The following is a 22,881-nucleotide window of genomic DNA, read 5'->3' on the forward strand; positions in this document are numbered from 1 at the left end:
CTACCACACCAATATCTGCAACGACGGTTTCACCACGGGGCGAATGCCGTTGTAATCGTTTAGGGTCTGCCTGGCGCCCGTCAGCGGGTCCAGCAGTTCGGCGTGCTGCACTTTGGGCAAGGTGATGCGGGTGCCTTCCGCGCTCCAGTACATCAACAGGTGTTTGCCGTCTTCGCGGGTCCAGGCCACGCTGTAAAAAGTCTTGGGTACGTCCTCGAGCACGGGGGTGACCCCCGGCTTGAGCGTCGGCCCGGTGATCTCCAGGAAGCGGGCGAGGGCGCTGTAGACCGGCTTCGGTTCACCGTTGAGGTCCAGCAGGCCATAGTGCTGGTCACGTACGGAGGCGCGTTCATCCAGGTCGGACAGGGCAAACAGGAAAATCTTCTGGTAATCCTGGGACGCCATCAGCGCCAGGCGGCGCAAGGTGAAATCGGCCTGGCCGTCGACGCCGATCAGGTCCTGCATCTCCTTGGGCCCGGCATAGCTGGACCAGCCCCACTCGGTGGCCCACACATCCTTGACTCCGGCACCGTGCAGCACGGCGTTGAGTTGGTCGCCGCGCAGCAGCACTTCATTCTTGCCCGGTTCGTCGGTTTCCGGGGTCATCGAGTACGGGTGATACGCCGCGACCATGCCCAGGGTTTGCACGCCCAGCGCGCCGAGGGCTTCAAACATCAGGGTCTTGCCGCGCGGCGGCATCTGGCTGTAGTAGGCCATGCCGCCCATCACCTGGATCTTGTCTGGTGCGGCGATATTCAGTGCCTGGTGACTGGCCAGCAGCAAGCGCGCGTATTCCTCGGCATTCACTTGCGGGCGCCAGTTGTTCGGCAGGTTCTGCTCGTTCCACACCTGCCAGGCGTTGATATTCGGGTAGCGCTTGGCCAGCAGGGCCAGACGCAGGGCATACACACTGGCGTCTCGCGGGCGGTATTGATCCTGGAATTCTGCGCCTTTGGGGGCGGTGGTGATAAACGGCGCCGAACCCACCAGGTAGAACACCGAGCGGATTTTCTCGGCAGTCAGGGTGCGGTCCAGTTCATCGAAGGTGCTCAGTTGATAATCTTCTTCCTTGGGCTCCAGGCGGTCCCAGTGCAGGTCGACGCGCACCCAGTCCAGCCCCAGTTTCTGGTATTGGCGGATCTGCTTCTGGTACTGCTCGGGCTTGAACCACAGAAAATGCGCGTTCACCCCGAGGAACTCGCGCCACTCCACAGTGCGCTGGGGCGCCAGGTTCACGGGCTCCGCGTCGACGTTTTCACTGAGCAGCAGTGCGCCGCCCACGGCCATTGCAATGACCAGTGGCAGGTAGCGCCACATCCGGCGAGTTGACGAAACATTCATCACAAAGGCTCCTTGACTGCGGCCTGGAACAACTCGGCAAAGCGTTGCGCGGTGCTGGCCCACTGGCGCTGCCGGCCGATGTCGGCGGCGTGGTCGGCCCATTGGCGGGCCTGTTGCGGGTCGAGGATCAGGCGGTTCAGGGCATCGCTCAACGAGGCGATATCCCCCTGTTGATAGGTGATGCCATTGCCACCGGCGACTTCTTCGGCGAAGGCGCGGGCATTGGAGGTAATCACTCCGCGCCCGCAGGCGTTGGCCCAGGACAGCGCGCCACTGGTGCCGCGCATCTGGCCGAGGAAACCGAGTTTTTTCGATTCACGGTACGGCAGCACCATCACATGGTGGGCCTGGATGGTATGGGGAATGTCGGCTGAGGGCAGGTCCAGTTGCCAGTCCACCACATCGCCCAGGTGCAGGGTGGTGATCAGTTGGCGCAGGCCCTCAAGGTAATTGCCGGCGGGGTCGAAGGTCATCTCCGGCGCGGTGCCACCGGCCAGGGTCAGGCGCACCTGGCCACGGCATTGCGGGTGGGCGCTCAGGGAGCGGGCCAGGGCCTGCAGCAGATCTTCGATGCCCTTGCCGCGGTAGATAAAGCCGAAATACAGCAGGCGCAACGGTTGCAACGGCGGCAAGGCCACGGGGGCGATGGGCAGGTTGCCGTGGGCAATCACCGCCACTTGCTCAGGTTTTAGCCCCATGCGCTGGCGCAAGCAATCGCCACCCAGGCGGGTGAGGGTGATCAGGCGGCGCATGCTTTTGGCCAGGCGCCGCTCTTCGTAAAGGGTCAATGGATCGGCGAGCAACGCCGCCGCCTGGGGCAGCGGGTGGGGCAGGCGTTCGAGCAGGGTCAGCGGGAAAAACAGCTTGGCCCGGCGCCAGATCAGGCGCTCCGGATCATGCACAGTGGCGGTCAGCGGCAATTGCGGCTGGGCCCGGCGCAAGTAGTCCAGGGCCTGGAACTCGGCAAAGCGTCCGCCGCCCAGTTCGGCATGCACCAGGTCCATACTGCGCCAGTCAAAGGCCTGCAGGCGCCGCAATTGCTCAGCCAGGTCCAGGCAACCTTCCAGAGGCGTCAGCACCTCCAGGCCCCGTTCGCGCAACGCGCTGCGCAAGTGCGCAGCGTAGTCGGCGATCCCGGTCTGCTCCGGTGGCAGTGGCGCCAGCAACGCAATGCGCATCAGGCCGCACCGCGCCAGCTGTTGAGCCGTGCCAGGACATTGGCCGGCACTTCAAAACGGCGGCGGTTGAGGATCATCCCATCCACTTTGCCGAACGCAGTGGTCAGCAGCGACAGGGCGTTCTCGATGGTCGGCACGGTGCTGGTGCGGGCTTCGATCACCAGCACAATCTGCTCGGCGCGGCGCAGGGTGAGGAACGCCTGCGGGTTGGATGACAGGGCCGAGGCGTCCAGCAGCAACACTTCACCCGGCTTTGCCGCTTCAGTGCCGTTGACCGAGACCCGGTGACCACGCTCTTCGAGCAGGCGCTTGAGTTGCTCGATGATAAAACTCACGCCTTCGCCGTGCCGTGCCGAGGTCAGGCCCAGGGCAAAGCCCTCGCTGGCGATGCGCTCGGCGGGTAGCAGGCTGTACAAGCGATAGATGCTGGCGGTAAGGGCGGCCGGTGTCGCGTGCTGCACATCGGGGATGCTGCTCCACAGCGGTACACCGAACACTTCCTGCAAGCGCGCGCCGTCGTGGATGCGCTGGTCCAGCAGGTACAGCACGTAGATGGTCAGCAAACCGACGGCCAGGCCGGCAGGAATGGTGAACAGCAGAATCAGCAGGCTCTTGGGAAACACGCGCGCCGGGTTGAGGGTGGCGTGTTCGATCAGGGCGATGTTGCTGATCTGGCTGCTGTCCAGTGCGTGGTCGATGCGCGCCTGTTCGAGGTTTTCCGAGTACAACGCGTAGCTTTTCTCGGCGGTGCGCAGTTGCTGGGTCAGCTTGTTCAGCTCAGGTTCATCGGTCATCGCCTGGTCACGCTGGGCGCGCAGTTCGGCGAGGGTCTTGTCGTAGTTCTCGATTTCCCCGGCCAGTTTGCGCTCCTGCAGCTGGGCGTCGATGATCTGCTGCTTGACGTTGATCACCAGGCTGTTGGGCGCGGTGTTTTGCGAGCGTTCCAGGCGTGTCGCTTCCTGGGCGCTGAGGGCTTCCATGTCGCGGATGTTCTGCTCGATCTGATTGACCTGCGGTGTGTTCGGCAGATAGGTGCGCAGCAGGCGCGCCCGTTCTACTTGCAGGGCATTGAGCTGGCGCTTGAGGTCCAGCTGGGTCGGGTTGAGGCTGGTTTCCCGGCCAGTGACCACTTCGGCCGGCTGGTTCTTGATCTGCTGGCTGGCGTTGGCCAGGAAGCTGCGGATCCCCGCGATCTGGTTTTGCGCGGTGACTTTGGCGTCGGTGACACGGTCGATCTGGTTGGTCAGGTTTTTCAGGCGCGCGTCCACGCTGATCGAGTCGATCTGCTTCAAGCGGCCCTGCAGTTCATCCTTGAGCCCCTGGATGTTGGTCGCGACCTTGCTGCGTTCGGTTTCATAGAAGGTATGCAGGCTCTTGCGCCCGAGAATCCGCGCGCGCTCTTCCAGGTAGGCATCGACCCAGGTCTCGACGACTTTCTGCGCGATGGCCGGATCGTCCCAGGTGAAGGAAATTTCGATCACCGAGGAGCCCGGTTCGTGGCCGGCTTCGAAGTTCTTCTCCAGCTTGGTCGCCAGGCGTTCCAGCGGGCTTTGCTTCTCGGCCAGGCCGACGAATTGCAGGACGCTGCGCACCGCATCCAGTACTTCACCGGCGGCTTTCTTGACGTAGAACTTGGTGACTTTCCAGAAGCCCTGTGGCGGCTCGGACGTCATTGCCAGGTAGCGCTCGGCAACGATATGCACGATGGGCCGGCCGGTGAGCATCTTCTCCTCATCGACGATCGGGTCGTGCTGTGTGCTGGGCGCAATCAGCGTCTGGCGGTTGGCGGCTTCGATCGGCAACGTGGTGTTGTCCCGTCCTGGCTTGACCAGCAAGCGCGCGTCGGACTCGTAGCGAGCCGGCAACAGGAAGGCACCCAACACGGCCACCACAATCGTGGTGATCACGGCCAGTTTGAACTCGCGGCGGAAGATGAAAAACAACCGCAAGAGGTCGCGTAGAGAGCGGATTTCGATCACAGGATCACTCCATTGAATATGTGGTGTACGCCAGACGGGAACAGTCGGTTCGAGTGATACGAAGCCTGGTCCATAATCATTGGCCTGCGTTGATGACTGGGTTGTTGTAGATGGTGTTGCCGCTGTTCTTCACGCCACTGTCGTTGAGGTCGTAGTTCAGGCCCACACCAATGCCCTTGTTGATCGGGAACAGGCGGGTGAAGTACATATCCACGGCTTCCACAGTGGCGCCGATGCCCGACTGCGGCACATAGATCAGGTCGCCACGCTGCAGGGCCACCCGTGGGTGATTGGGATCGGTCAGCATGTTGTTCAAGCTGATGAAGTAGGTCTTGTACTTGCCATCCGGACCCGTACGCATCAGGGCCACGTTGGAGGCATCCGCCGAGGACAACACCCCCCCGGAACTGAGCAACGCCTGCTCCACACTGACATTCCCCGCCAGGTCGAAAAACGCCGGGTTCGGCACCGCACCACCGATAAACACCTTGTTGCTCGGGGCGCTGGCGATGTTCACCGTCACTGCCGGCTCGCGGTAGATGCGCTTGTACTTGTCGGTGATTTCCTTGCCCAGGTCTTCCGGCGTGCGCAATGCCGCCTTGACCCGACCGATGTTGGGGATGGAGATCACGCCGTCGGGGCGCACGACGAACACTGTCATGTCGTCGGCCGCCGCCGGCTCCTGGGCATCGCGCACGATGCGCAACAGGTCGCCACTCTGGATCAGCACCTGCGGGGGCGGCAGGTCGGCCAAGGTCAGCGCCGCCTGGTGGCCGGCCTTGAGCGTGTTGTTGTCAGGAAGCGGCACCCGCGCAGGGGTCGAACAACCAGCCAGCCAGATCGAGGCACTCAACAGGCTGAACAGGGTAAGACGGGAACGTCGGTTGGTAGTCTTCATGACGGCTCAAGTCCAGTAGGTGGAAAACATGCCCAGGCGCTGCTTGAGCGATTTGGGCAGGTAGCGTTCAAGGTGGCCGAGGCGATAGCCCAGCAATTTAAAGGCACTGCGCACCACCACTTCGGGGGCGCGGTGCAAGGCGTTGGCCTCGCGCAAGGCACGTAATTCGGCCAGTACATAGCGTTTACCTTCACCGCCGGCGTCGCCAAACGCCTGGCGGATCCACGGCTCGCGGCCGTAGAACACCCCAATGTCGAAGTAGCGGTGAAACTCATCCATGAGTCGGTAATCGTGGGAGTGATAGACCTGGGCGCTGGCGGCGTACTGCACCTTCCAGCCCGCCAGTAGCATGCGTGCGGCGACGTAGGCGTCCTCGCTGCCGATCACATCGGCGGGGAAGCCGCCCACGGCCTCCAGGGCGCTGCGCCGGTACACGGAAAACGAGTCAGAGCTGAAGCAGGTCTTGATCCCCAGCTGCGGCGCATCGGCCAGGCTTTTGCTGCGGCTGTGGGCCGGGTAATTGAAGTGGCGCGACTGCGCACCCAACACCCCCGCACCGGGATGCGGCAGTTGGCGGCCATAGGCGACACCGTTGAGTGGGTCCTGTTGCAGCTCGGCGAGCAGCTTGGCAAAGGTCTCGGGCTCGGCCGGGATCGCGTCCTGGGTCATCACGATCAGGGCGTCGCCGCCCACGTGCTCGCTGGCCCAGCGACGGGTGCCGCCGTGGTTGAAGTCGCGGGCGGCGATCACTTCGACACGCGCACCGAACTCGCGAAAGCGCGCCACCGTGGCATCGCTCGACGCGCTGTCCACGACCAGCATCTCGTCGGGTTGCAGGGTCTGCATGCGCAGCGCCGGCAGCAGCCGGTCGAGGTGGCTGGCGGCGTTGCGGGTCGGGATGATCAGGGAAGTCCGCATCAGGGCTTGGGCTCGCTGGCGGGCGTGCGGCCGTAGATATCGTCGAAGCGCACGATGTCGTCTTCACCCAGGTATTCGCCGCTCTGCACCTCGATCATCACCAGGTCGATGATGCCGGGGTTGGTCAGGCGGTGTTTGTGCCCGGCGGGAATATAGGTGGACTCGTTCATGTTGAGCAGGATCTCGCGCTCGCCATTGGTGATCATTGCCGCGCCGCTGACCACCACCCAGTGTTCGCTGCGGTGGTGGTGCATTTGCAAAGACAACGAACCCTTGGGCTTGACCACGATGCGCTTGATCTTGAAGCGGGTGCTTTCCTCCAACACCGTGTAGGTGCCCCAGGGCCGGGTGACGGTGCGGTGCAGGCTGAACGCGGGATGGTTCTGGCGCTTGAGCTCGGCGACGATATGGCGCACATCCTGGCTGCGGTTGGCGTCGGCGATCAGGATCGCGTCGGGGGTGTCGACGATGATCAGGTCACGCACCCCGACCGCACCGAGTACGCGCTTGGGCGAGTCGATATAGCAGTTGTGCACGTCGTGCAGGATCGCTTCGCCATTGATCTGGTTGCCGTTGCCGTCACTGGGGGTCAGCTGGCGCAGGGCTTCCCAGGAGCCGATATCGCTCCAGCCGATATCGCAGGGCACTACGGCGACCTGGGCGGATTTTTCCATCAGGGCCACGTCGATGGAGATGTCCGGCGCGGTGCCAAAGCCTTGCGGGTTCAGTTCGCGCTGGCGGCTGCTGCTGTTCTGCAGGCTGGTGCTGTGCTCCAGCGCCGCCTTGGCCGCGTCCAGTACGGCCGGGGCGTGGGTCGCCAGCTCGTCGAGCACGGTGGCGGCCTTGAAGCAGAACATTCCGGCATTCCACAGGTGCTTGCCGCCGTCCAGGTAGCCTTGGGCGGTGGCCAGGTCGGGTTTTTCGACGAAACGCTGGACACGGAAGCCTTGGGCCAGGGCTGTGCCTTGTTCGATATAGCCAAAGCCGGTCTCGGGGCGATCGGGCTGGATGCCGAAGGTCACCAGATAGCCGGCGTCGGCCAATTCGCGGGCCTGGGCCACGGCCTGGGCGAAGGCGCTTTCATCGAGGATCAGGTGGTCGGCCGGCATCACCAGCAACTGCGCATCGCCGCCGAAAAACTCCTGCACATGCAGCGCGGCGACCGCGATGGCCGCTGCGGTGTTGCGGCCAAACGGTTCGAGCAGCAAGTCCAGGCCCAGTTGGCCGGTGTTGACCGCGCGGTAATCGTCGAGGGTGCGAAACAGCAGGTCGCGGTTGGTCACCGTCAGCACGCTGTCGACCCCCGGCAGGTGGCTGGCGCGCAGGAAAGTTTTCTGCAACAGGCTCTGGTCGTCGCGCATGCGCATGAACGGCTTGGGCATGTTCTGCCGCGAAACCGGCCACAGCCGCGTGCCCGAGCCACCGGAAATGATGCAGGGAATCAATCCGTTGAGAGGGTTCATCAATAGACTTCCTTGGTGGAAAGGACGGCCGGGACCGTCATGAAAACGATGTACAGGTCAAACCACACCGACCATTTGGCGATGTATTCCAGGTCGTATTCGACCCGTTTCTGAATCTTGAACAGGGTGTCGGTTTCACCCCGGTAGCCATTGATCTGCGCCCACCCGGTGATGCCCGGCTTGACCCGGTGCCGCGAGCTGTACTCGCTGACCGCTTCCTCGAACGGAATCCCGGCGGCCTTGGTGGCGGTGGCATGGGGGCGCGGGCCGACCATCGACATGTTGCCCAGCAGCACATTGAACAGTTGCGGCAGCTCGTCGATGCTGGTCTTGCGGATAATCCGCCCGACGCGGGTGATGCGCGGGTCGCTGCGGGTGGTCTGGTACTCGGCGTTGAAGTCGGTCTGGTCGACGTACATCGAGCGGAACTTGAACACTCGGATCAGGTTGTCGTTGTAGCCGTAGCGCTTCTGGCGAAACAGCACCGGGCCTTTGGAGTCGAGCTTGATGGCAATGGCGGTCACCAACATGATCGGTGACAACAGCAGCAGGCCGGCACCGGCCAGCAGCAGGTCTTCACAGCGCTTGATAAACGGTGACCAACCGCGCAGCGGCAGTTGCGAGGTGTTGAACATCAACATGCCGCCGACATCGGTAATGCGGTTGTGGCCATAACGCAGGGCGGCCATGTCCGGTACCAGCATGACGTTGACCGACATCTGCCGCAGGCGCTTGACCAGCCCGTTGATACGCTGCTCGGCGGCCCAGGGCAGGGTGATCATCACTTGGTTGACCTGTTCGGACCTGATCAGCTTTTCCAGGTCGCGGGTGTTGCCCAGCAACGGCAGGCTGCTCAGTTCCTTGGGAATGCGTTCGGTGCGGTCGTCGATAAAACCGATCAGGCCGGAGCGGATATCACTGTTGCGCGACAGGTGTTCGGCCACATGGATGGCGGTGTCGGTAAAGCCGAGGATCACCGTGCGCTGCAGGAACTTGCCGTTCTTCATCAGGTTGCGGTACAGGCGCAGCATCAGGATGCGCTCCACACCAAACAGCACCAGGCTCAGGCTGAACCAGAACATCAGGTTGCGCGGGCTCAACTGCGGGAACAGGAGCAGGATCTGGTACATGAACAGCAGGATGCAAAACGCCGAGATCCACGCGACCAGCATCACGCGAAAACGCAGGCGGTTGCTGAAAAGGTCCTCGGAGTACACCCCCAGTGCCTGGAACAGAATAATGGTCAGGATCGCAAAAAACAGCAGCAGCCCCAGGTAGTGGCCACGCATTTGCGGGTCGACTGGATCCGGGTAGAACAACAGGATCATCGCCGGCAGGACCGCCGTCAGGCCGTGGATTAACTTGACGAAAACCACAAAGAATTCAACAAAACCGGTACGAGTCAGAAACAGGCTATCGACTGACGACTTCTCACGCATAAAACATCCCTCAATGCACCACCAGGACTTCCCTGTTCGTTTGCTCATCCATAAGGCAGTTGCTTATAAGTGGCGCAATGCGAACGACTGCTTTCGCTGGGTAACGCGCAATGACCTGTCTAGGTGCAGGTGCTTTGCTAAATAGTGGCTAAATGATGGCTCCTTATGGGTGAGATGTCAAGGTTTTGACATTTCGTCAGGGTTTTGCCGTCGGGTGTCATAAGATACTCTTATCGTGACGGTTTGTTGACATTTGTTATTGGTTTTTCAGATTTATTGAGAATGAGTGATGGCTTTTTGCAGTGTAGGAACAAAAACGCCAATTATCCTGCCGGGCGGGCAAAGCTTTTTTGACGGGGATAGGGGCCGGCTGGCCGGCCCCTACAGGGGGATGGGGATCAGAAGTCGCCTTTGAGGCTCACGGTGACGTTACGCGGCTCGCCGTAGAAGTTACCCCAGGACGCGGTCCCCACGGTCTGGTAGTAGTTTTTGTCGAACAGGTTGTTGCCGTTCAACGCCACGGTCCAGGTGTTATCGACCCGATACGCCAGGCGCGCGCTCCACAAGGCGTAGCCGGGTTGTTCCAGCTTGATGGTCTGGACCCGATAGTTGCTGCTTTGGGCGCTGACGCCGCTGCCCACTGTCCATTTCGACAGGGCACCATCCAATTGGTAATCGCCCCACAGCCGGAACATATGGCGTGGCACGTAGCTGGTGGAGGCCCGGCCCTCGGCCTGGCTGTCGATATTGTTCAGGGTCTTGGTCTGGGTGTAGGTATAGCCGCCGAAGACTTGCAAGCGTTCAAGCAGTTCGCCGCTGATCTCGGCCTCGACGCCCTGGGCGCGGACCTTGCCGGTGTCGCTGTAGCAGAAGCCGTCGGCCGAGGTGCCGCAGTGGGCGATGTAGTCGGTCTCGGCAGCGTTTTTCTCGATCGCGCGGAACAGTGCCAGGGAGCTGTTGAGGCGCCCGTCGAACCATTCGCCCTTGATCCCCAGCTCGTAGTTCTCACCGATCTTCGGCTTCAGGGCCGCGCCGCTGACGGTGGCGTAGGAGCTTTGTGGCTGGAAGATATCGGCGTAGCTGGTATAGATCGAGAGGTTGTCGTTGAGGTCATAGATCAGCGCGGCAAAGGGCGTGACTTCACCAGTTTCCTTGGTGCGCGCATCCTGCACGCTCCACTCGCCCCAGGCCAGGTTGTTGGACTGGCGGCGGTTTTCAAACCAACTGACGCGGCTGCCAACCACCAGCAGCAACGGCTCGGCCAGCCGCAGGCGCAGGGTGGCGTAGGTGCCGTACTGGGTGGCGGTCTCCTTGACCGTGCCGCCGCGGTACATGTTCGGCCAGAACGTGTCGTCGGCCGGCTCCGGGAAGTGATGGTTGGGCTGGTAGATGGTCTGGCGCTGGGGCAGGTTGCGGATCGCGTACACATCGTCCTGGCTGCCACGGCTGCCGTTGGCGCCGAGGATCAGCTCATGCTCCAGGCCAAAGGCTTCGAACTTGCCGTCGATGTAGGCGTCCAGGCCATAGTCCTTGTGATCGTAGTCAAACAGGGCGGCGTAGCTGTTGGCCGTGGGGGCCGGATCGCCATAGGCCACGGTGCCTTCGCTGGCGGCGTATTTGATGTCTTGCAGGTTGCGGCTGTGAACGGCGCTGACCTTGAGTTTCCAGTCGTCATTGAAGTGGTGGGTCAGGTCGGCGAATAGCGTGGTGCGCCGGCTTTGCCAGTCGTTCCAGGACTGGCCCAGGCAGGTGGAGCGGCTCAGGCCGATGCTCTTGCCGTCGCTGTAGCGCGGGATGCCGCCCCAGCACGGCGTAGAGTCGACGTCTTCGTAGCTGGCGCCGAAACCGAGGGTGGTGTCGGGGCTGATATCCATGTCCAGGGCGGTGTAGATGGCCTGGTCCTGGCGCTTGGCAATATCCATGTAGGAACCGCGATTCTGCTGGCTGACCACTGCCCGGCCGCGCACGGTGCCGCTGTCGTTCAGCGGGCCGCCGGTATCCACTTCGGCGCGGTAGTTGTCCCAGGTGCCGGCCGACAGCGTGAGGCTGGTGGTGGGCTTGTCCTGGGGCCGCTTGCGCACGAAATTCACCGCGCCACTGGCGGTGCCGGCACCCTTGAGCATGCCGGCGGCGCCCTTGAGCACTTCCACCCGGTCATACAGCGCCATGTTTGCGGTGAAGCTGTCGGCCTGGACATAGTCCTTGCCCATATCCAGCGGCACGCCGTCGTACTGGTACTGCCCGAGCATCTTGAAGCCGCGGGAATAGAAATACTTGCCGCCCATGGGCGATTCGTAGGTGGTGATCCCCGGCGTGCGCTCCAGCAATTGGTCGATGGTGTGGATGTTCTGGTCATCCATCAACTTGCGGGTCATCACACTCACCGATTGCGGGGTTTCCCGCAGGCTGTGCTGGCCCTTGCCGATGGTCACCGCGCCGGTGGTGTAGGAACCGCTGCCTTCGGTGGTGGCCCCCAGGCGTTCGCCGGTGACGGTGGTGGCGCCAAGGTTCAGCGCGCCGGATTCACCCACCGACGGGAGCAGCAACCAGCTGTTATCGCTTTGGCGCTGGGCTTGCAGGCCTTGGTCCTGGAGCAGTTGGCCGAGGGCCTGCTCGCTGTCGAGTGCGCCGTTGAGGCCCGCGCTGTGCTTGCCGGCCACGCTGTTGGCGTCAAAAGACAGGCTGATGCCGGCCTGACGGGCGAATTGATCCAGGGCGCTGGACAGTGGGCCAGGGGCAATGTTCCAGGCGCGGGTCTGGCTGTCGCGCGCCGGCTCCTGGGCCAGGGCGCCGCCGGGCAGGGCACTTGCCAGGCAGGCACCCAGCAGGGCGGCATTGACGGCTTGGCGCAGGGGGGATTTTTTTGAGGGGAACGCTTGCATGACCGCGGGTTGCTCCTGAAGGAAGTGGACAGAACGGGCCTGTTGATCGGCCTTTCCTTACAGGTCGAACGGCAATGAGAATTCACCTCATTTATTTTTCAGGAGCGGGCGGTGCGCGGGGTGACCGTGACCCAATAGCGGCTGCGGTAGGTGACACTGACCGGTAATGCCTGGGCCACCAACGCCAGCACCTGATCGGTGTCGCCCACCTGATAAGTGCCGGACACATGCAGGCCGGCGACGGCCTCGCTGCAACGCAACACGCCGTGGCGGTAGCGATCCAGTTCGCTGAGGAAGTCATCCAGGCGCATATTGCGCGCGCTGATCACGCCGTCGCTCCAGGCCCAGGGGTCGAGGCCGGTGGCGGGTGGCGGATAAATTGCGAGGCGGTTGAACAACACCTGTTCGCCGGACGCGACGACTTGCCGGGCAGCGCCCGATGCGTGCCCGGCAAACACCGCGACCTGGCCCTGTTGCACCGCGAGCAGCGTGCCCTGGGGTTCTTCGCGGACCATAAAGCGCGTACCGAGGGCCCGCAGATAACCGTTGTGGGTCTGTACCCAGAAGGGCCGGGGCGAACGACCATCGCTGCCGGTATCAATCAGCATCTCGCCCTGGCGCAGCTGCACCAGGCGCCGTTCGCGGTTGAACGCAGTGTCGATGGCGCTCGCGCTGTTGAGTTGGATACGGCTGCCGTCATCCAGGCTGATCCAGCGCTGCTCTCCGGTGGCCGTGCGGTACTCGGCCAGCAGCCCCGGCAGCGGCGTGTAGTCGCGGCCCAGCCAGGTCAACCCGGCGGCCCCGGCCACCAGGCCCAGCAGCTTCAAGCCCTCGCGGCGGCTGATTCGTCGGCGCGCGCTGTCCAGGGTCTGGCGACCGAGTTGGGCGGGCAGATGGCGAAAATCATCATTCATCGTCGCGACCCGCTGCCAGGCCAGTTGGTGTTCGGCGCTGCTGGCCAGCCAGCGTTCAAACGCGGCGGTGCTGGCGTCATCGGTGGTGTTGAAGCGCAGCTTGATCATCCATTGGATGGCCTGGTCCACCAGGCGCGGGTCAGCAGTCGGCATAGCGCAACCGATAACAGGCGTGCAGGGCCTTGGCCAGGTCGCGCTCCACGGTGGCCTTGGACACGCCCAGGCGTTGGGCGATCTGCGGGCAGGTCAGGCCGTCCAGTTGCGCCAGCAAAAAGGCTTCGCGCACCCGTGGCTTGAGTTGGTCGAGCAGGCGGTCAATGCGCTCCAGGCTGTCGAGGATCAGCAGGCGGGTTTCTGGCGAAGGGGCTTGGTGTTCGGGGAAATGGGCCAGGCTGTCGAGGTAGGCGCGTTCCAGTTCGCGCCGCCGATACTGGTCGATCATCAGGCTGCGGGCAATGCTGCTCAGGTAGGCCCGGGGTTGCAGCAAACTGTGCTGCTTGCGGCTATTGAGCAGGCGGACGAAGGTTTCCTGGGCCAGGTCGGCGGCATGCTCGCGACAACCGGTGCGCCGCTTCAACCAGCCATGCAACCAGGAATGGTGGGCCTGGTAGAGCTGGCCGATTGCCGCATGATCCGCTGGGTATTCGCTCGACATAGTCGTCCTGGCGCAGGCATCTTAATTGATAACGGTTCGCATTCTAGACGTGGCCTGTGGCATTGGGCAATCACCTATCTTCAGGTGTTGTGCCTGGAGGCTGGTCGCGGGGGGCGCGGTGAGACTAATCTTGGGTTTTCCCTGGCGGATGAGTTGAGCATGATCGATCTCGCAACCCTCGCGGTTTTCTCTGGTTCCGTGCTGCTGTTGCTGCTGTCGCCCGGGCCGAACATGGCCTTTGTCATCAGTCATGGCGTGAGCTATGGCTGGCGGGGTGGAGTGGCGGCCGGCCTGGGGATCGGGGTGGCGGACCTGCTGCTGACTGCCTTGACCGCCACCGGCGTCACCGCCCTGGTGGCCAGTTGGCCGCCGGCCTTTGACCTGATTCGCTATGCCGGCGTGGTCTACCTGCTGTGGCTGGCGTTCAAGACCCTGCAAAAAAAGCCATCCCTGGACACCGCCCAGGTTGTGCGGGTACGCCTGGGCGGGGTGTTTATGCGCGCCATGCTCAATAGCCTGCTCAACCCCAAGGCGCTGCTGTTTTTCATGGTGTTCCTGCCGCAGTTCGTCAAGCCCGAGGCCGGGCCCATTGCCCAGCAATTGGTGCAGTTGGGCCTGGTCCTGACGCTGATTGCCGGGGTGTTTCATGCCGTGCTCGGGGTTTTTGGCGGGGCGATCAGCCGGTTTTTCACCGGCAGTAAAAGAACCGCCGGCTTGCAGAAATGGGGGTTGGCCACGGTGCTGACAGTATTGGCCGTGCGCCTGGCGCTGATGCCACGCACCTTGTAGACGGCAGGTGCCTCTCCTTGTGGGAGCGGGCTTGCCCGCGATAGCGGCGGTTCAGCCACTATTGTTGGCGGCTGGTATACCGTCATCGCAGGCAAGCCAGCTCCCACCTCTGGTTTGTGGTGTGGCCCAAGCTTTTGCCCCGACGCACACCCCCTGTGGGAGCGGGCTTGCCCGCGATGGCGGCGGTTCAGCCACTATTGTTGGCGGCTGGTATACCGTCATCGCAGGCAAGCCAGCTCCCACCTTTGATTTGTGGTGTGGCCCAAGCTTTTGCCCCGACGCACACCCCCTGTGGGAGCCGGCTTGCCCGCGATGGCGGCGGTTCAGCCACTATTGTTGGCGGCTGGTATACCCCCATCGCAGGCAAGCCAGCTCCCACCTTTGATTTGTGGTGTGGCCCAAGCTTCTGCCCCGACGCACACCCCCTGTGGGAGCGGGCTTGCCCGCGATAGCGGCGGTTCAGCCACTATTGTTGGCGGCTGGTATACCGTCATCGCAGGCAAGCCAGCTCCCACCTCTGATTTGTGGTGTGGCCCAAGCTTTTGCCCTGACGCACACCCCCTGTGGGAGCGGGCTTGCCCGCGATGGCGGCGGTTCAGCCACTATTGTTGGCGGCTGGTATACCCCCATCGCAGGTAAGCCAGCTCCCACCTTTGATTTGTGGTGTGGCCCAAGCTTTTGCCCCGACGCACACCCCCTGTGGGAGCGGGCTTGCCCGCGATGGCGGCGGTTCAGCCACTATTGTTGGCGGCTGGTATACCCCCATCGCAGGTAAGCCAGCTCCCACCTTTGATTTGTGGTGTGGCCCAAGCTTTTGCCCCGACGCACACCCCCTGTGGGAGCGGGCTTGCCCGCGATAGCGGCGGTTCAGGCACTATTGTTGGCGGCTGGTATACCGTCATCGCAGGCAAGCCAGCTCCCACCTTTGATTTGTGGTGTGGCCCAAGCTTTTGCCCCGACGCACATCCCCTGTGGGAGCGGGCTTACCCGCGATAGCGGCGGTTCAGCCACTATTTTTGGCGGCTGGTATACCCCCATCGCAGGCAAGCCAGCTCCCACCTTTGATTTGTGGTGTGGCCCAAGCTTTTGCCCCGACGCACATCCCCTGTGGGAGCGGGCTTGCCCGCGATGGCGGCGGTTCAGCCACTATTTTTGGCGGCTGACACACCGCGATCGCAGGCAAGCCAGCTCCCACCTTTGATTTGTGGTGTGGCCCAAGCTTTTGCTCCGACGCACATCCCCTGTGGGAGCGGGCTTGCTCGCGAAAGCAGTGGGTCAGTCAACATCAATGTTTGCTGGGCCGACGTCTTCGCGAGCAAGCCCGCTCCCACAGGGGAAAATAGTTCGGCCTTCAGCCCAGTCGCGCCGCCGCCCGTGCGGCAATTTCGCCCCGGGTCTTGCGTGATTCAGCGGTGCGCTTATTCGCCTCGTCCAGTACCTGCTGTGGTGCAGTGTCCGGGCGGCCGGCATTGAAGGGCGGGGCCGGCGCATATTCAAGCTGCAACTGCACCAACTGCGCCGCCGCCTCGCTGTACAACTCGGCCGCCAGGGTCAGGGCAAAGTCGATCCCCGCAGTGATGCCTCCCCCGGTAAACAGGTTGCCGTCGCGCACCACACGCTCCTGCACCGGCGTGGCGCCGAGGGTGGCCAGCATGTCGTGGTAGGCCCAATGCGTGGTGGCCCGCCGCCCGCGCAGCAAACCCGCAGCGCCCAGCACCAGCGAGCCGGTACACACCGACGTCACATAACGTGCGGTCTGGGATTGCGCCCGCAGAAAGTCCAGGGTCGGCTCATCTTCCATCAGCGACCCAACCCCCGAGCCGCCCGGCACGCAGATCACATCCAGGGTAGGGCAGTCGTCGTAGGTGGTGGTCGGCGACAGCACCAACCCGCTGCTGGAAGTGATCGGCGCCAGGTCTTTCCAAATCAGATGCAGTCGCACCTCCGGCAACGACGCCAGCACGTCGTAAGGGCCGGTGAGGTCCAGTTGCTGAATACCGGGGAACAACACAAAGCCGATCTGCAAGGTCATGGTCAAACTCCAGGAAGAGGGATGGACGGCTTCACTCTAGTGGCCTAGGCTTTGGCGCATACGCCATTGAGCCCACTAATCACGCCAATCATGCCGAAAATCATCCATGTGCTCGCCTTCGCCAATGTGCAGGTGCTCGACGTCACCGGACCGTTGCAAGTGTTTGCCTCGGCCAACGACCTGGCGCGCCAGCAAGGCTTGCCGTTGCCCTATGCGGTCAACGTGATTGCCGCCCAGGCCGAGCCGGTGATGACCTCCGCCGGCCTGGCCCTGGTGGCCGAGCCGTTGCCTGGCGCCGACACGCCCTGCGACACCCTGGTGATTGCTGGCGGCTGGGGCGTGTATGGGGCGGCCGAGGATCCGCAACTGGTGGAGTGGGTCCGGCAAAAAGCCAGGCACTCGCGGCGCATGACTTCGGTGTGCACCGGCGCCTTTCTGCTGGCCGCCAGTGGCCTGCTCGATGGCTGTCGGGTCGCCACCCACTGGACGCGCTGCGAGGAACTGGCGCGCAAATACCCCAGGTTGCAGGTCGAGGCCAACCCGATCTTTATCCAGCAGGGCTCGCTCTGGACCTCGGCGGGCGTCACGGCCGGCATCGACTTGTGCCTGGCCCTGGTAGAACAGGACCTGGGCCGCGCGGTGGCCCTGGAAGTGGCGCGGCACCTGGTGGTGTTTCTCAAGCGCCCCGGTGGCCAGTCGCAGTTCAGCGTCACCCTGTCCCTGCAAAAGGGCGGTAGCCGCTTCAGCGAATTGCATGGGTGGATTGCCGAGCACCTGCACCTGGACTTGAACATCGCGACCCTGGCGGCCGCGTGCGGCATGAGCGAACGCAGCTTCGTACGCCATTACCGCGCCGAAACCGGCCAGACCCCGGCCCGGGCGGTGGAACTGATCCGCGTGGAAACCGCACGCCGGCAACTGGCCGACAGCGCCGTGGCAATCAAACGCATCGCCGCGCAATGTGGCTTTGGCAGCGAAGAAACCATGCGCCGCAGTTTTATCCGCGCCTTGTCGATCACCCCGCAGCTTTATCGCGAGCGGTTTTCGGCGCCGGCCTGAGTCTGTTCAAGCAGTTCAAACAGTGCATCGAGCGTGGCCTGCGGTGCTTCCTGGGGAATATTGTGGCCCACCCCGGCGAGCACCCGGCGCCGATAGAATCCGCTGAAATTACCCACGTCGTCATCCACCTCGGGAGCCGGGCCGACACCGTCGTCGGCACCGCACAGCGAAATGGTGGGCACCGAAATCGGCGGTGGTTGCACCAGCGCCTGTTCAATCACTTCCAGCGCCGGATCACCCTCGGCATACATGAAGCGATGGCGATAGGAGTGGATTACCACCTCCACAAAGTCCGGGTTATCAAACGAGGGTGCCGTCTGCGGGTAAAGGCTCGGCCCCGCAGCCCAGGAGGGCGACCAGAGCGACCACAACAGTTCGCACAACTCGCGGCGGTTGGCGGTCAGGCCATCGACGCCCCGTTGGGTGTGGAAGTAAAACTGGTACCACAACCGATGCTCGGTGACTGGCGCGCGGGGCTGGATGGACTTTGCGATGTCCTGGATGTTGTAACCGTCGCCAGTGACCAGGCAGCGCACGCGCTCGGGCCAAAGCGCCGCGACAATGCACGCGGCGCGCCCACCCCAGTCATAACCGGCGAGGGCGGCCTGGTCGATGGCCAGGGCATCCATGAAGTCCAGCAGATCCTTGGCCAGCGCCGCCTGTTGGCCGGAGCGCATCACCTGGGCGTGCACAAACCGGGTCGGGCCGTAGCCGCGCAGGTAAGGCACCAGCACGCGATAACCGGCCTCGGCCAACACCGGCGCGATGGCATCGTAGCCGCGAGGGTCATAGGGGAAACCGTGCAGCAGAATCACCACTTCACCGTCGGCCGGGCCATGGGCTTCGTAGGCGATATCGAGCATGGGAGTGCGGATATACAGCAGCGCGATCGAGGGGCTCATTGGGACTCCGTTCGGGTCACAGCAGGGAGCCTGGACTTTAGCGCGAAACCTTTACGTGTTCATGGGCCAGCAGCGAAAACACGTGCAGATCCTGGTAGCCACCGGCCCAAAACCCGGCCTCGCGCAGCACGCCTTCGCGGGTAAAGCCCAGCCGGCCCAGCAGTGCCTGGGACGGCAGGTTACGCGGATGGACCAGCGCTTCGACACGGTGCAGTTGCATCTGCGCAAAGCCCCAGTCGAGCACGCTGCGCAAAGCCTCGCTCATCAAACCGCTGCCCCTGGCTGACGGCGCCAGTTCGCAGGCGAGGGCGCAGCTGTTCCACTGGCGATTCCATTTGAACAGCCCGCAGGTGCCCATCAACTCACCGGCGTATTCCAGGCCCCAGCGCGTGCCCGGATTGGCCTGGGTTCGCCAGTGGGCGAAGGTGGCGATCAGGGCGTGGGCCTGGGATATGTCGGTCATGGGGTCGATGCCAAACCAAGGCATGGCCTCGGCATCGCGATAGATCGCAAACAGCGCCGGGGCGTCCTGGAGGGTCAACTCCCGGAGCCGCAAGCGTTCGGTGTGCAGGGTGGGGAAAGTATCCACGTGGTGTGGTGCGGTTGGCATAGGTATTGACTGAACATTTTCGGGCGCCAGGGGCGGGTTCATATTCGTTCCTTGAATACAGGAGGAGGCAGGCAGATAGCTCGCTCAAGGTCGCAAAGATCAAAGGTGGGAGCTGTCGAGCGTTAGCGAGGCTGCGATGACGTCAGTACAGCCAATGTTGAAGTTGCCTGATAGCGCCTACAAGGGTTTCACTTCGCTGCTTGATTCTCAAGGTTGCCACACGGTTTTCTCCCCGCTCAACTTGCGATCCAGAAACGTCGCCGCGCTGATCAAGGCCAAATGGCTCAATGCCTGCGGTGTATTCCCCAGATGTCGCGCCTGGCTGTCGAATTCCTCGGCATACAGCCCCAGCGGGTTGGCATAGCGCAGCAGTTGCTCGAATTCCAGATGGGCCTTTTCCACTTGCCCCGCGCGGGCCAGGCATTCGACGTACCAGAATGAACAGGCGGTAAACGCCCCCTCTGTGCCTTGCAAACCGTCAATTTGACTGTCGTCATTGCGGTAGCGGTAGACCATGCCATCGCGCACCAGGCTTTTCTGGATGGCGTCCAGGGTCGATAACCAGCGCGGGTCGGTGGCCGCCACAAAACGCACCAGCGGCATCAACAGCATCGAACCATCCAGGGCAGTGCTGCCGATGTGCTGCACGAAATGCCCGCGTTCTGCGTTCCAGAAGTTGCTCCAGATATCTTCATAAATCGCCTGGCGGGTCTGGTCCCAGCGGGCGAACGGTGCCGGCAGCGAGCGCTTGGAGGCCAGGCGGATCGCGCGGTCGAGTGCCACCCAGCACATCAGCCGCGAATGCAGGAAGTGATGTTGCTCGCCACGCATTTCCCAGATGCCGACGTCTTTCTGGTTCCAGGTTTCGCACACTTGGTCCACCACTTCCAGGGTGTGTTTCCAGCCCTCATGGGAGATGGCTTCGCCGTACTTGTTGACCAGGTACACCGCGTCCATCAGTTCGCCAAAAATATCCAGCTGCACCTGGTCAAAGGCCTCGTTGCCAATGCGCACCGGTTGCGCGCCGCCGTGGCCGCTGAGGTGGCTCAGCTCGGTTTCCGGCAATTGCTGGCGGCCGTCGATGCCATACAGAATGTTGATTTTCATCGGCTGCCCGCAACAGTCGCTGACGCGCCCGCGCAACCAGCGCATGTAGTCATTGGCTTCCTGGACAAAACCCAGGCGCATAAAGGCGTAGACGGTGAACGAGGCGTCGCGGATCCAGGTGTAGCGGTAATCCCAATTGCGTTCGCCGCCGGGGGCTTCCGGCAGGCCGAAGGTGGCCGCTGCGAGGATCGCGCCGTGTTTGCGCGAGGTCAGCAGCTTCAGGGCCAGGGCCGAGCGATTGACCATTTCCCGCCAGCGGCCGCGGTAGTTGGACTGGGCCAGCCAGCCGCGCCAGAATTTCAGGGTGTGCTGCAGGTGCAGGTCGGTACCGTCGCTGGCCACGCGTATGTCTTCCCGGCCGCCAAGGACAAATTCGGCCCCCTGGTCCTGGTCCAGGGTAAAGCAGGCGACGGCGGCGTCATCTGCGATCTGCAACGGCACGCTGCTGGCCAGGCGCAACCCAGGCAGGCCCGGCGCCTCGAAGCACACATCAGCGTTATCGGCGGTGGCCCGAGTGGGTGCCCGGGCATAGTCATGGCGCACCGCGCAGCGCAGGTGCAGGGTGGCCTTGCCGCTCACCACGCGCACCCGGCGGATCAGCAGGGGCAGGTCATCAACGTCATCGCTGATACTCAGCAGGTCGGTGATTTCCACCACGGCCTCATCACTCAGCCAGCGGGTTTGCAGGACATTGGTATCCGGCAGGTAGATCTGTTCCCGGCGCGCCTGGGGCAGGTCCGGGGTCAACTGGAAAATCCCGGCGGCGGGGGAGTCCAGGAGCGAGCAGAAGATCGACGGGCTGTCGAATTCCGGCCAGCAGAAAAAGTCGATGCTGCCCTGATCGTTGATCAGCGCCGCACTGCGCATGTCACCGATAATGCCGTGGGCGTCGATGGCGCTTTGCGCTTCGTTTTTCAGATCAACCATTGTCTTTGAACTCCGGGTAGAGACTCATGCCGCCGTCGATAAACAAGGTGCTGCCCACCACATAGTCGGAGGCATCACTGGCCAGCCAGACCACGGCGTTGGCCACATCTTCGACGTCGCCGACGCGGCCATAGGGGATCAATTTCAGCAACTGCTGTTCGGCATCGCCCTCGGTGGCGGCGCGGTTGATGGCGGTGCGGATCGCCCCCGGCGCGATGCCGTTGATGCGGATCCGTTGGTGGCTGACTTCCTGGGCGAGGCTGCGCATCAGCATCTCGACGCCGCCCTTGGAGGCCGCGTAATTGACGTGGCCGGCCCAGGGGATCAACTGGTGCACCGAACTCATATGGATGATCTTGCCGGCGGCCCGGGATACGCCGGCTCGCACGCCCTGGCGGTTAAAAATACGCAGGGCAGCGCGGGCGCAGAGGAACTGGCCGGTGAGGTTGACGCCAATCACCGCGTTCCACTCCTCAAGGGTCATGTCGCTGATGGCGGCGTCTTTTTGCAGGCCCGAGTTGGCCACCAGGATGTCGAGGTGGCCGAAGGCGTCGAGGGTCTGCGCGAACAGGCGTTCGACATCGGCTTCCCTGGACACATCGGCGCCGATCGCCAGGGCCCGGCCACCGGCCTGGTTGATCTGCGCGGCCAGGGCCTGGGCGGGTTCTGCCTGGCTGTTGTAGTTCACCACGACTGCCGCGCCGGCCGCAGCCAGCGCCCTGGCGGCCCCCGCGCCAATGCCGGAGCTGGCGCCGGTGACTACGGCGACTTGTTGTTCCAACGAGATGCGCATTGTCCATCCAGCCTTTATTCCAGAAGTCCATTCAGCTGACTGACGGCGCGGGGCACAAGTTCAGTGGCCTGTCTGGAATGCGACGATGGCTGTCTATATCTATCGTTTTCGCCAGCGGGCTTTTAGTTAGAATCAGTGGCTTAACGACGTGAGACGCAGCCCATGACAACTGTGCACCGGCCTTGGCTTGAGGCTTATGCCGACAACTACCGCAACGACGAAGTGGTCCATCCCCATTGTCATACCCAGGCGCAATTGATCCACGGCGTCACCGGGGTGATGGTGGTCAGTACGGCCCAGGGCAGTTGGCTGGTGCCGTCCGGGCATGCGTTGTGGGTACCCGCCGGGACGCCCCACGAGATTCGCATGGCCGGCGAAGTGCATATGCGCACCCTGTTCCTGATGCCCGAGGTCGAGCCGAGCCTGGGCCGCACCTGCCAGGTGATCGAGGTCTCGGCACTGCTGCGCGAGCTGATCGTGGCGGCGACGCTGATCGCCGGTGAAGTCAACAGCCCACGCTTGCAGGCCATGGTGGAAGTGATCCGCATGGAGCTGCTGGCCGCGCCGGTGGTGGCCATGCATGTGCCGGTGCCTGGCGAAGCCCGCCTGGCCAGGTTGTGTACCCGGTTTATCCGCAACCCGGCCGATGACAGCAGCCTGGAATCCTGGGCCGACACCCTGAACATGAGTGCGCGCACCCTGAGCCGGATTTTCCAGCGGGAACTGGGCATGAGCTTTGGCGAATGGCGCAAGCGTGCGCGTCTGGCCCTGAGCCTGAAGCTGCTGGCCCAGGGCGCCTCGATCCTGGAGGTGGCGCTGGAACATGGTTATCAGAGCCCGAGTGCGTTCAGCGCGATGTTTCGCCGCTCGCTGGGTTACCCGCCGAGTCATTTTCGTCCCCAGGCCTGATGTTGCTTCATGTAACCCAATTGTCCGTTTGGCGACGATACATGGCCCTGGCGCGGGCGAATCCGCCAGGGCGCATGCCTAATCTG

The 22,881-nt window shown here is 63.1% G+C and carries 18 protein-coding genes; 3 read left to right on the forward strand and 15 right to left on the reverse strand.

The window, feature by feature from the left end:
* From K1X80_RS11150 to K1X80_RS11195, 10 genes are all read right to left on the reverse strand, one after another.
* Positions 1–1,341: a beta-xylosidase gene (locus K1X80_RS11150; RefSeq protein ID WP_057959059.1), complete on the reverse strand. Its 1,341-nt coding sequence runs from the start codon at positions 1,339–1,341 to the stop codon at positions 1–3.
* Positions 1,341–2,519, reverse strand: coding sequence for a glycosyltransferase (locus K1X80_RS11155; protein ID WP_220172890.1), 1,179 nt, complete (start codon positions 2,517–2,519; stop codon positions 1,341–1,343). The genes K1X80_RS11150 and K1X80_RS11155 overlap by 1 nt, the downstream gene beginning before the upstream one ends.
* Positions 2,519–4,498 carry an exopolysaccharide transport family protein gene (locus K1X80_RS11160; protein ID WP_057439115.1) on the reverse strand — a complete coding sequence of 660 codons (1,980 nt, stop codon included), beginning with the start codon at positions 4,496–4,498 and terminating at the stop codon, positions 2,519–2,521. Before K1X80_RS11160 ends, K1X80_RS11155 begins: the two co-directional genes overlap by 1 nt.
* A gap of 76 nt (positions 4,499–4,574) precedes the next feature.
* The gene (locus tag K1X80_RS11165) at positions 4,575–5,396 is read right to left on the reverse strand and encodes a polysaccharide biosynthesis/export family protein (RefSeq protein WP_057439114.1); all 822 of its coding nucleotides are present in this window, start codon (positions 5,394–5,396) and stop codon (positions 4,575–4,577) included.
* A 6-nt stretch (positions 5,397–5,402) separates the two neighbouring features.
* A complete protein-coding gene (locus K1X80_RS11170) occupies positions 5,403–6,314 on the reverse strand; it encodes a glycosyltransferase family 2 protein (RefSeq protein ID WP_057439113.1) in 912 nt (303 codons plus the stop codon).
* Positions 6,314–7,777, reverse strand: coding sequence for a mannose-1-phosphate guanylyltransferase/mannose-6-phosphate isomerase (locus K1X80_RS11175; protein ID WP_220172891.1), 1,464 nt, complete (start codon positions 7,775–7,777; stop codon positions 6,314–6,316). Before K1X80_RS11175 ends, K1X80_RS11170 begins: the two co-directional genes overlap by 1 nt.
* Positions 7,777–9,216 carry an undecaprenyl-phosphate glucose phosphotransferase gene (locus K1X80_RS11180; protein WP_220172892.1) on the reverse strand — a complete coding sequence of 480 codons (1,440 nt, stop codon included), beginning with the start codon at positions 9,214–9,216 and terminating at the stop codon, positions 7,777–7,779. The genes K1X80_RS11175 and K1X80_RS11180 overlap by 1 nt, the downstream gene beginning before the upstream one ends.
* A 398-nt stretch (positions 9,217–9,614) precedes the next feature.
* Positions 9,615–12,098: a TonB-dependent receptor gene (locus K1X80_RS11185; RefSeq protein ID WP_186626310.1), complete on the reverse strand. Its 2,484-nt coding sequence runs from the start codon at positions 12,096–12,098 to the stop codon at positions 9,615–9,617.
* Positions 12,099–12,196: 98 nt separating this feature from the next.
* Positions 12,197–13,165, reverse strand: a complete 969-nt coding sequence (locus K1X80_RS11190) for a FecR domain-containing protein (protein ID WP_186626311.1) — start codon at positions 13,163–13,165, stop codon at positions 12,197–12,199.
* Complete coding sequence (locus K1X80_RS11195; RefSeq protein WP_057959063.1) at positions 13,152–13,667, reverse strand: sigma-70 family RNA polymerase sigma factor; 516 nt, start codon at positions 13,665–13,667, stop codon at positions 13,152–13,154. Before K1X80_RS11195 ends, K1X80_RS11190 begins: the two co-directional genes overlap by 14 nt.
* 159 nt (positions 13,668–13,826) lie before the next feature.
* Between K1X80_RS11195 and K1X80_RS11200 the strand changes: the two genes are divergently transcribed.
* A complete protein-coding gene (locus K1X80_RS11200; RefSeq protein ID WP_198818378.1) occupies positions 13,827–14,456 on the forward strand; it encodes a LysE family translocator in 630 nt (209 codons plus the stop codon).
* Positions 14,457–15,807: 1,351 nt separating this feature from the next.
* Here the strand turns inward: K1X80_RS11200 and inhA are convergent.
* Positions 15,808–16,488, reverse strand: a complete 681-nt coding sequence (inhA, locus tag K1X80_RS11205; RefSeq protein ID WP_128593662.1) for an isonitrile hydratase — start codon at positions 16,486–16,488, stop codon at positions 15,808–15,810.
* A 90-nt stretch (positions 16,489–16,578) separates the two neighbouring features.
* On the opposite strand from inhA, the gene K1X80_RS11210 reads away from it, so the two are divergent.
* Positions 16,579–17,547 carry a GlxA family transcriptional regulator gene (locus tag K1X80_RS11210; RefSeq protein ID WP_115127916.1) on the forward strand — a complete coding sequence of 323 codons (969 nt, stop codon included), beginning with the start codon at positions 16,579–16,581 and terminating at the stop codon, positions 17,545–17,547.
* On the opposite strand, the gene K1X80_RS11215 is transcribed toward K1X80_RS11210, so the two are convergent.
* The 4 genes from K1X80_RS11215 to K1X80_RS11230 form a co-directional block, all read right to left on the reverse strand.
* On the reverse strand, positions 17,517–18,449 hold the full coding sequence (locus tag K1X80_RS11215; protein WP_057959154.1) for an alpha/beta fold hydrolase: 933 nt from the start codon (positions 18,447–18,449) through the stop codon (positions 17,517–17,519). The two genes, K1X80_RS11210 and K1X80_RS11215, sit on opposite strands and share 31 nt — an antisense overlap.
* A gap of 37 nt (positions 18,450–18,486) precedes the next feature.
* The gene (locus K1X80_RS11220; RefSeq protein WP_200660187.1) at positions 18,487–19,038 is read right to left on the reverse strand and encodes a GNAT family N-acetyltransferase; all 552 of its coding nucleotides are present in this window, start codon (positions 19,036–19,038) and stop codon (positions 18,487–18,489) included.
* A gap of 228 nt (positions 19,039–19,266) precedes the next feature.
* Entirely contained in the window at positions 19,267–21,093 is a 1,827-nt protein-coding gene (locus tag K1X80_RS11225) for a glycoside hydrolase family 15 protein (protein WP_057444742.1), read from the reverse strand.
* Entirely contained in the window at positions 21,086–21,886 is an 801-nt protein-coding gene (locus tag K1X80_RS11230) for a glucose 1-dehydrogenase (RefSeq protein ID WP_057439105.1), read from the reverse strand. Before K1X80_RS11230 ends, K1X80_RS11225 begins: the two co-directional genes overlap by 8 nt.
* Before the next feature lie 162 nt (positions 21,887–22,048).
* Between K1X80_RS11230 and K1X80_RS11235 the strand changes: the two genes are divergently transcribed.
* Positions 22,049–22,795 (forward strand): helix-turn-helix transcriptional regulator, encoded by a 747-nt coding sequence (locus tag K1X80_RS11235; RefSeq protein WP_057439104.1) that lies wholly within the window; start codon positions 22,049–22,051, stop codon positions 22,793–22,795.
* Positions 22,796–22,881: the final 86 nt, after the last annotated feature.

It is taken from the genome of Pseudomonas sp. So3.2b (assembly GCF_019464415.1).
In the GTDB taxonomy this organism is placed as follows: Bacteria; Pseudomonadota; Gammaproteobacteria; order Pseudomonadales; family Pseudomonadaceae; genus Aquipseudomonas; species Aquipseudomonas shahriarae.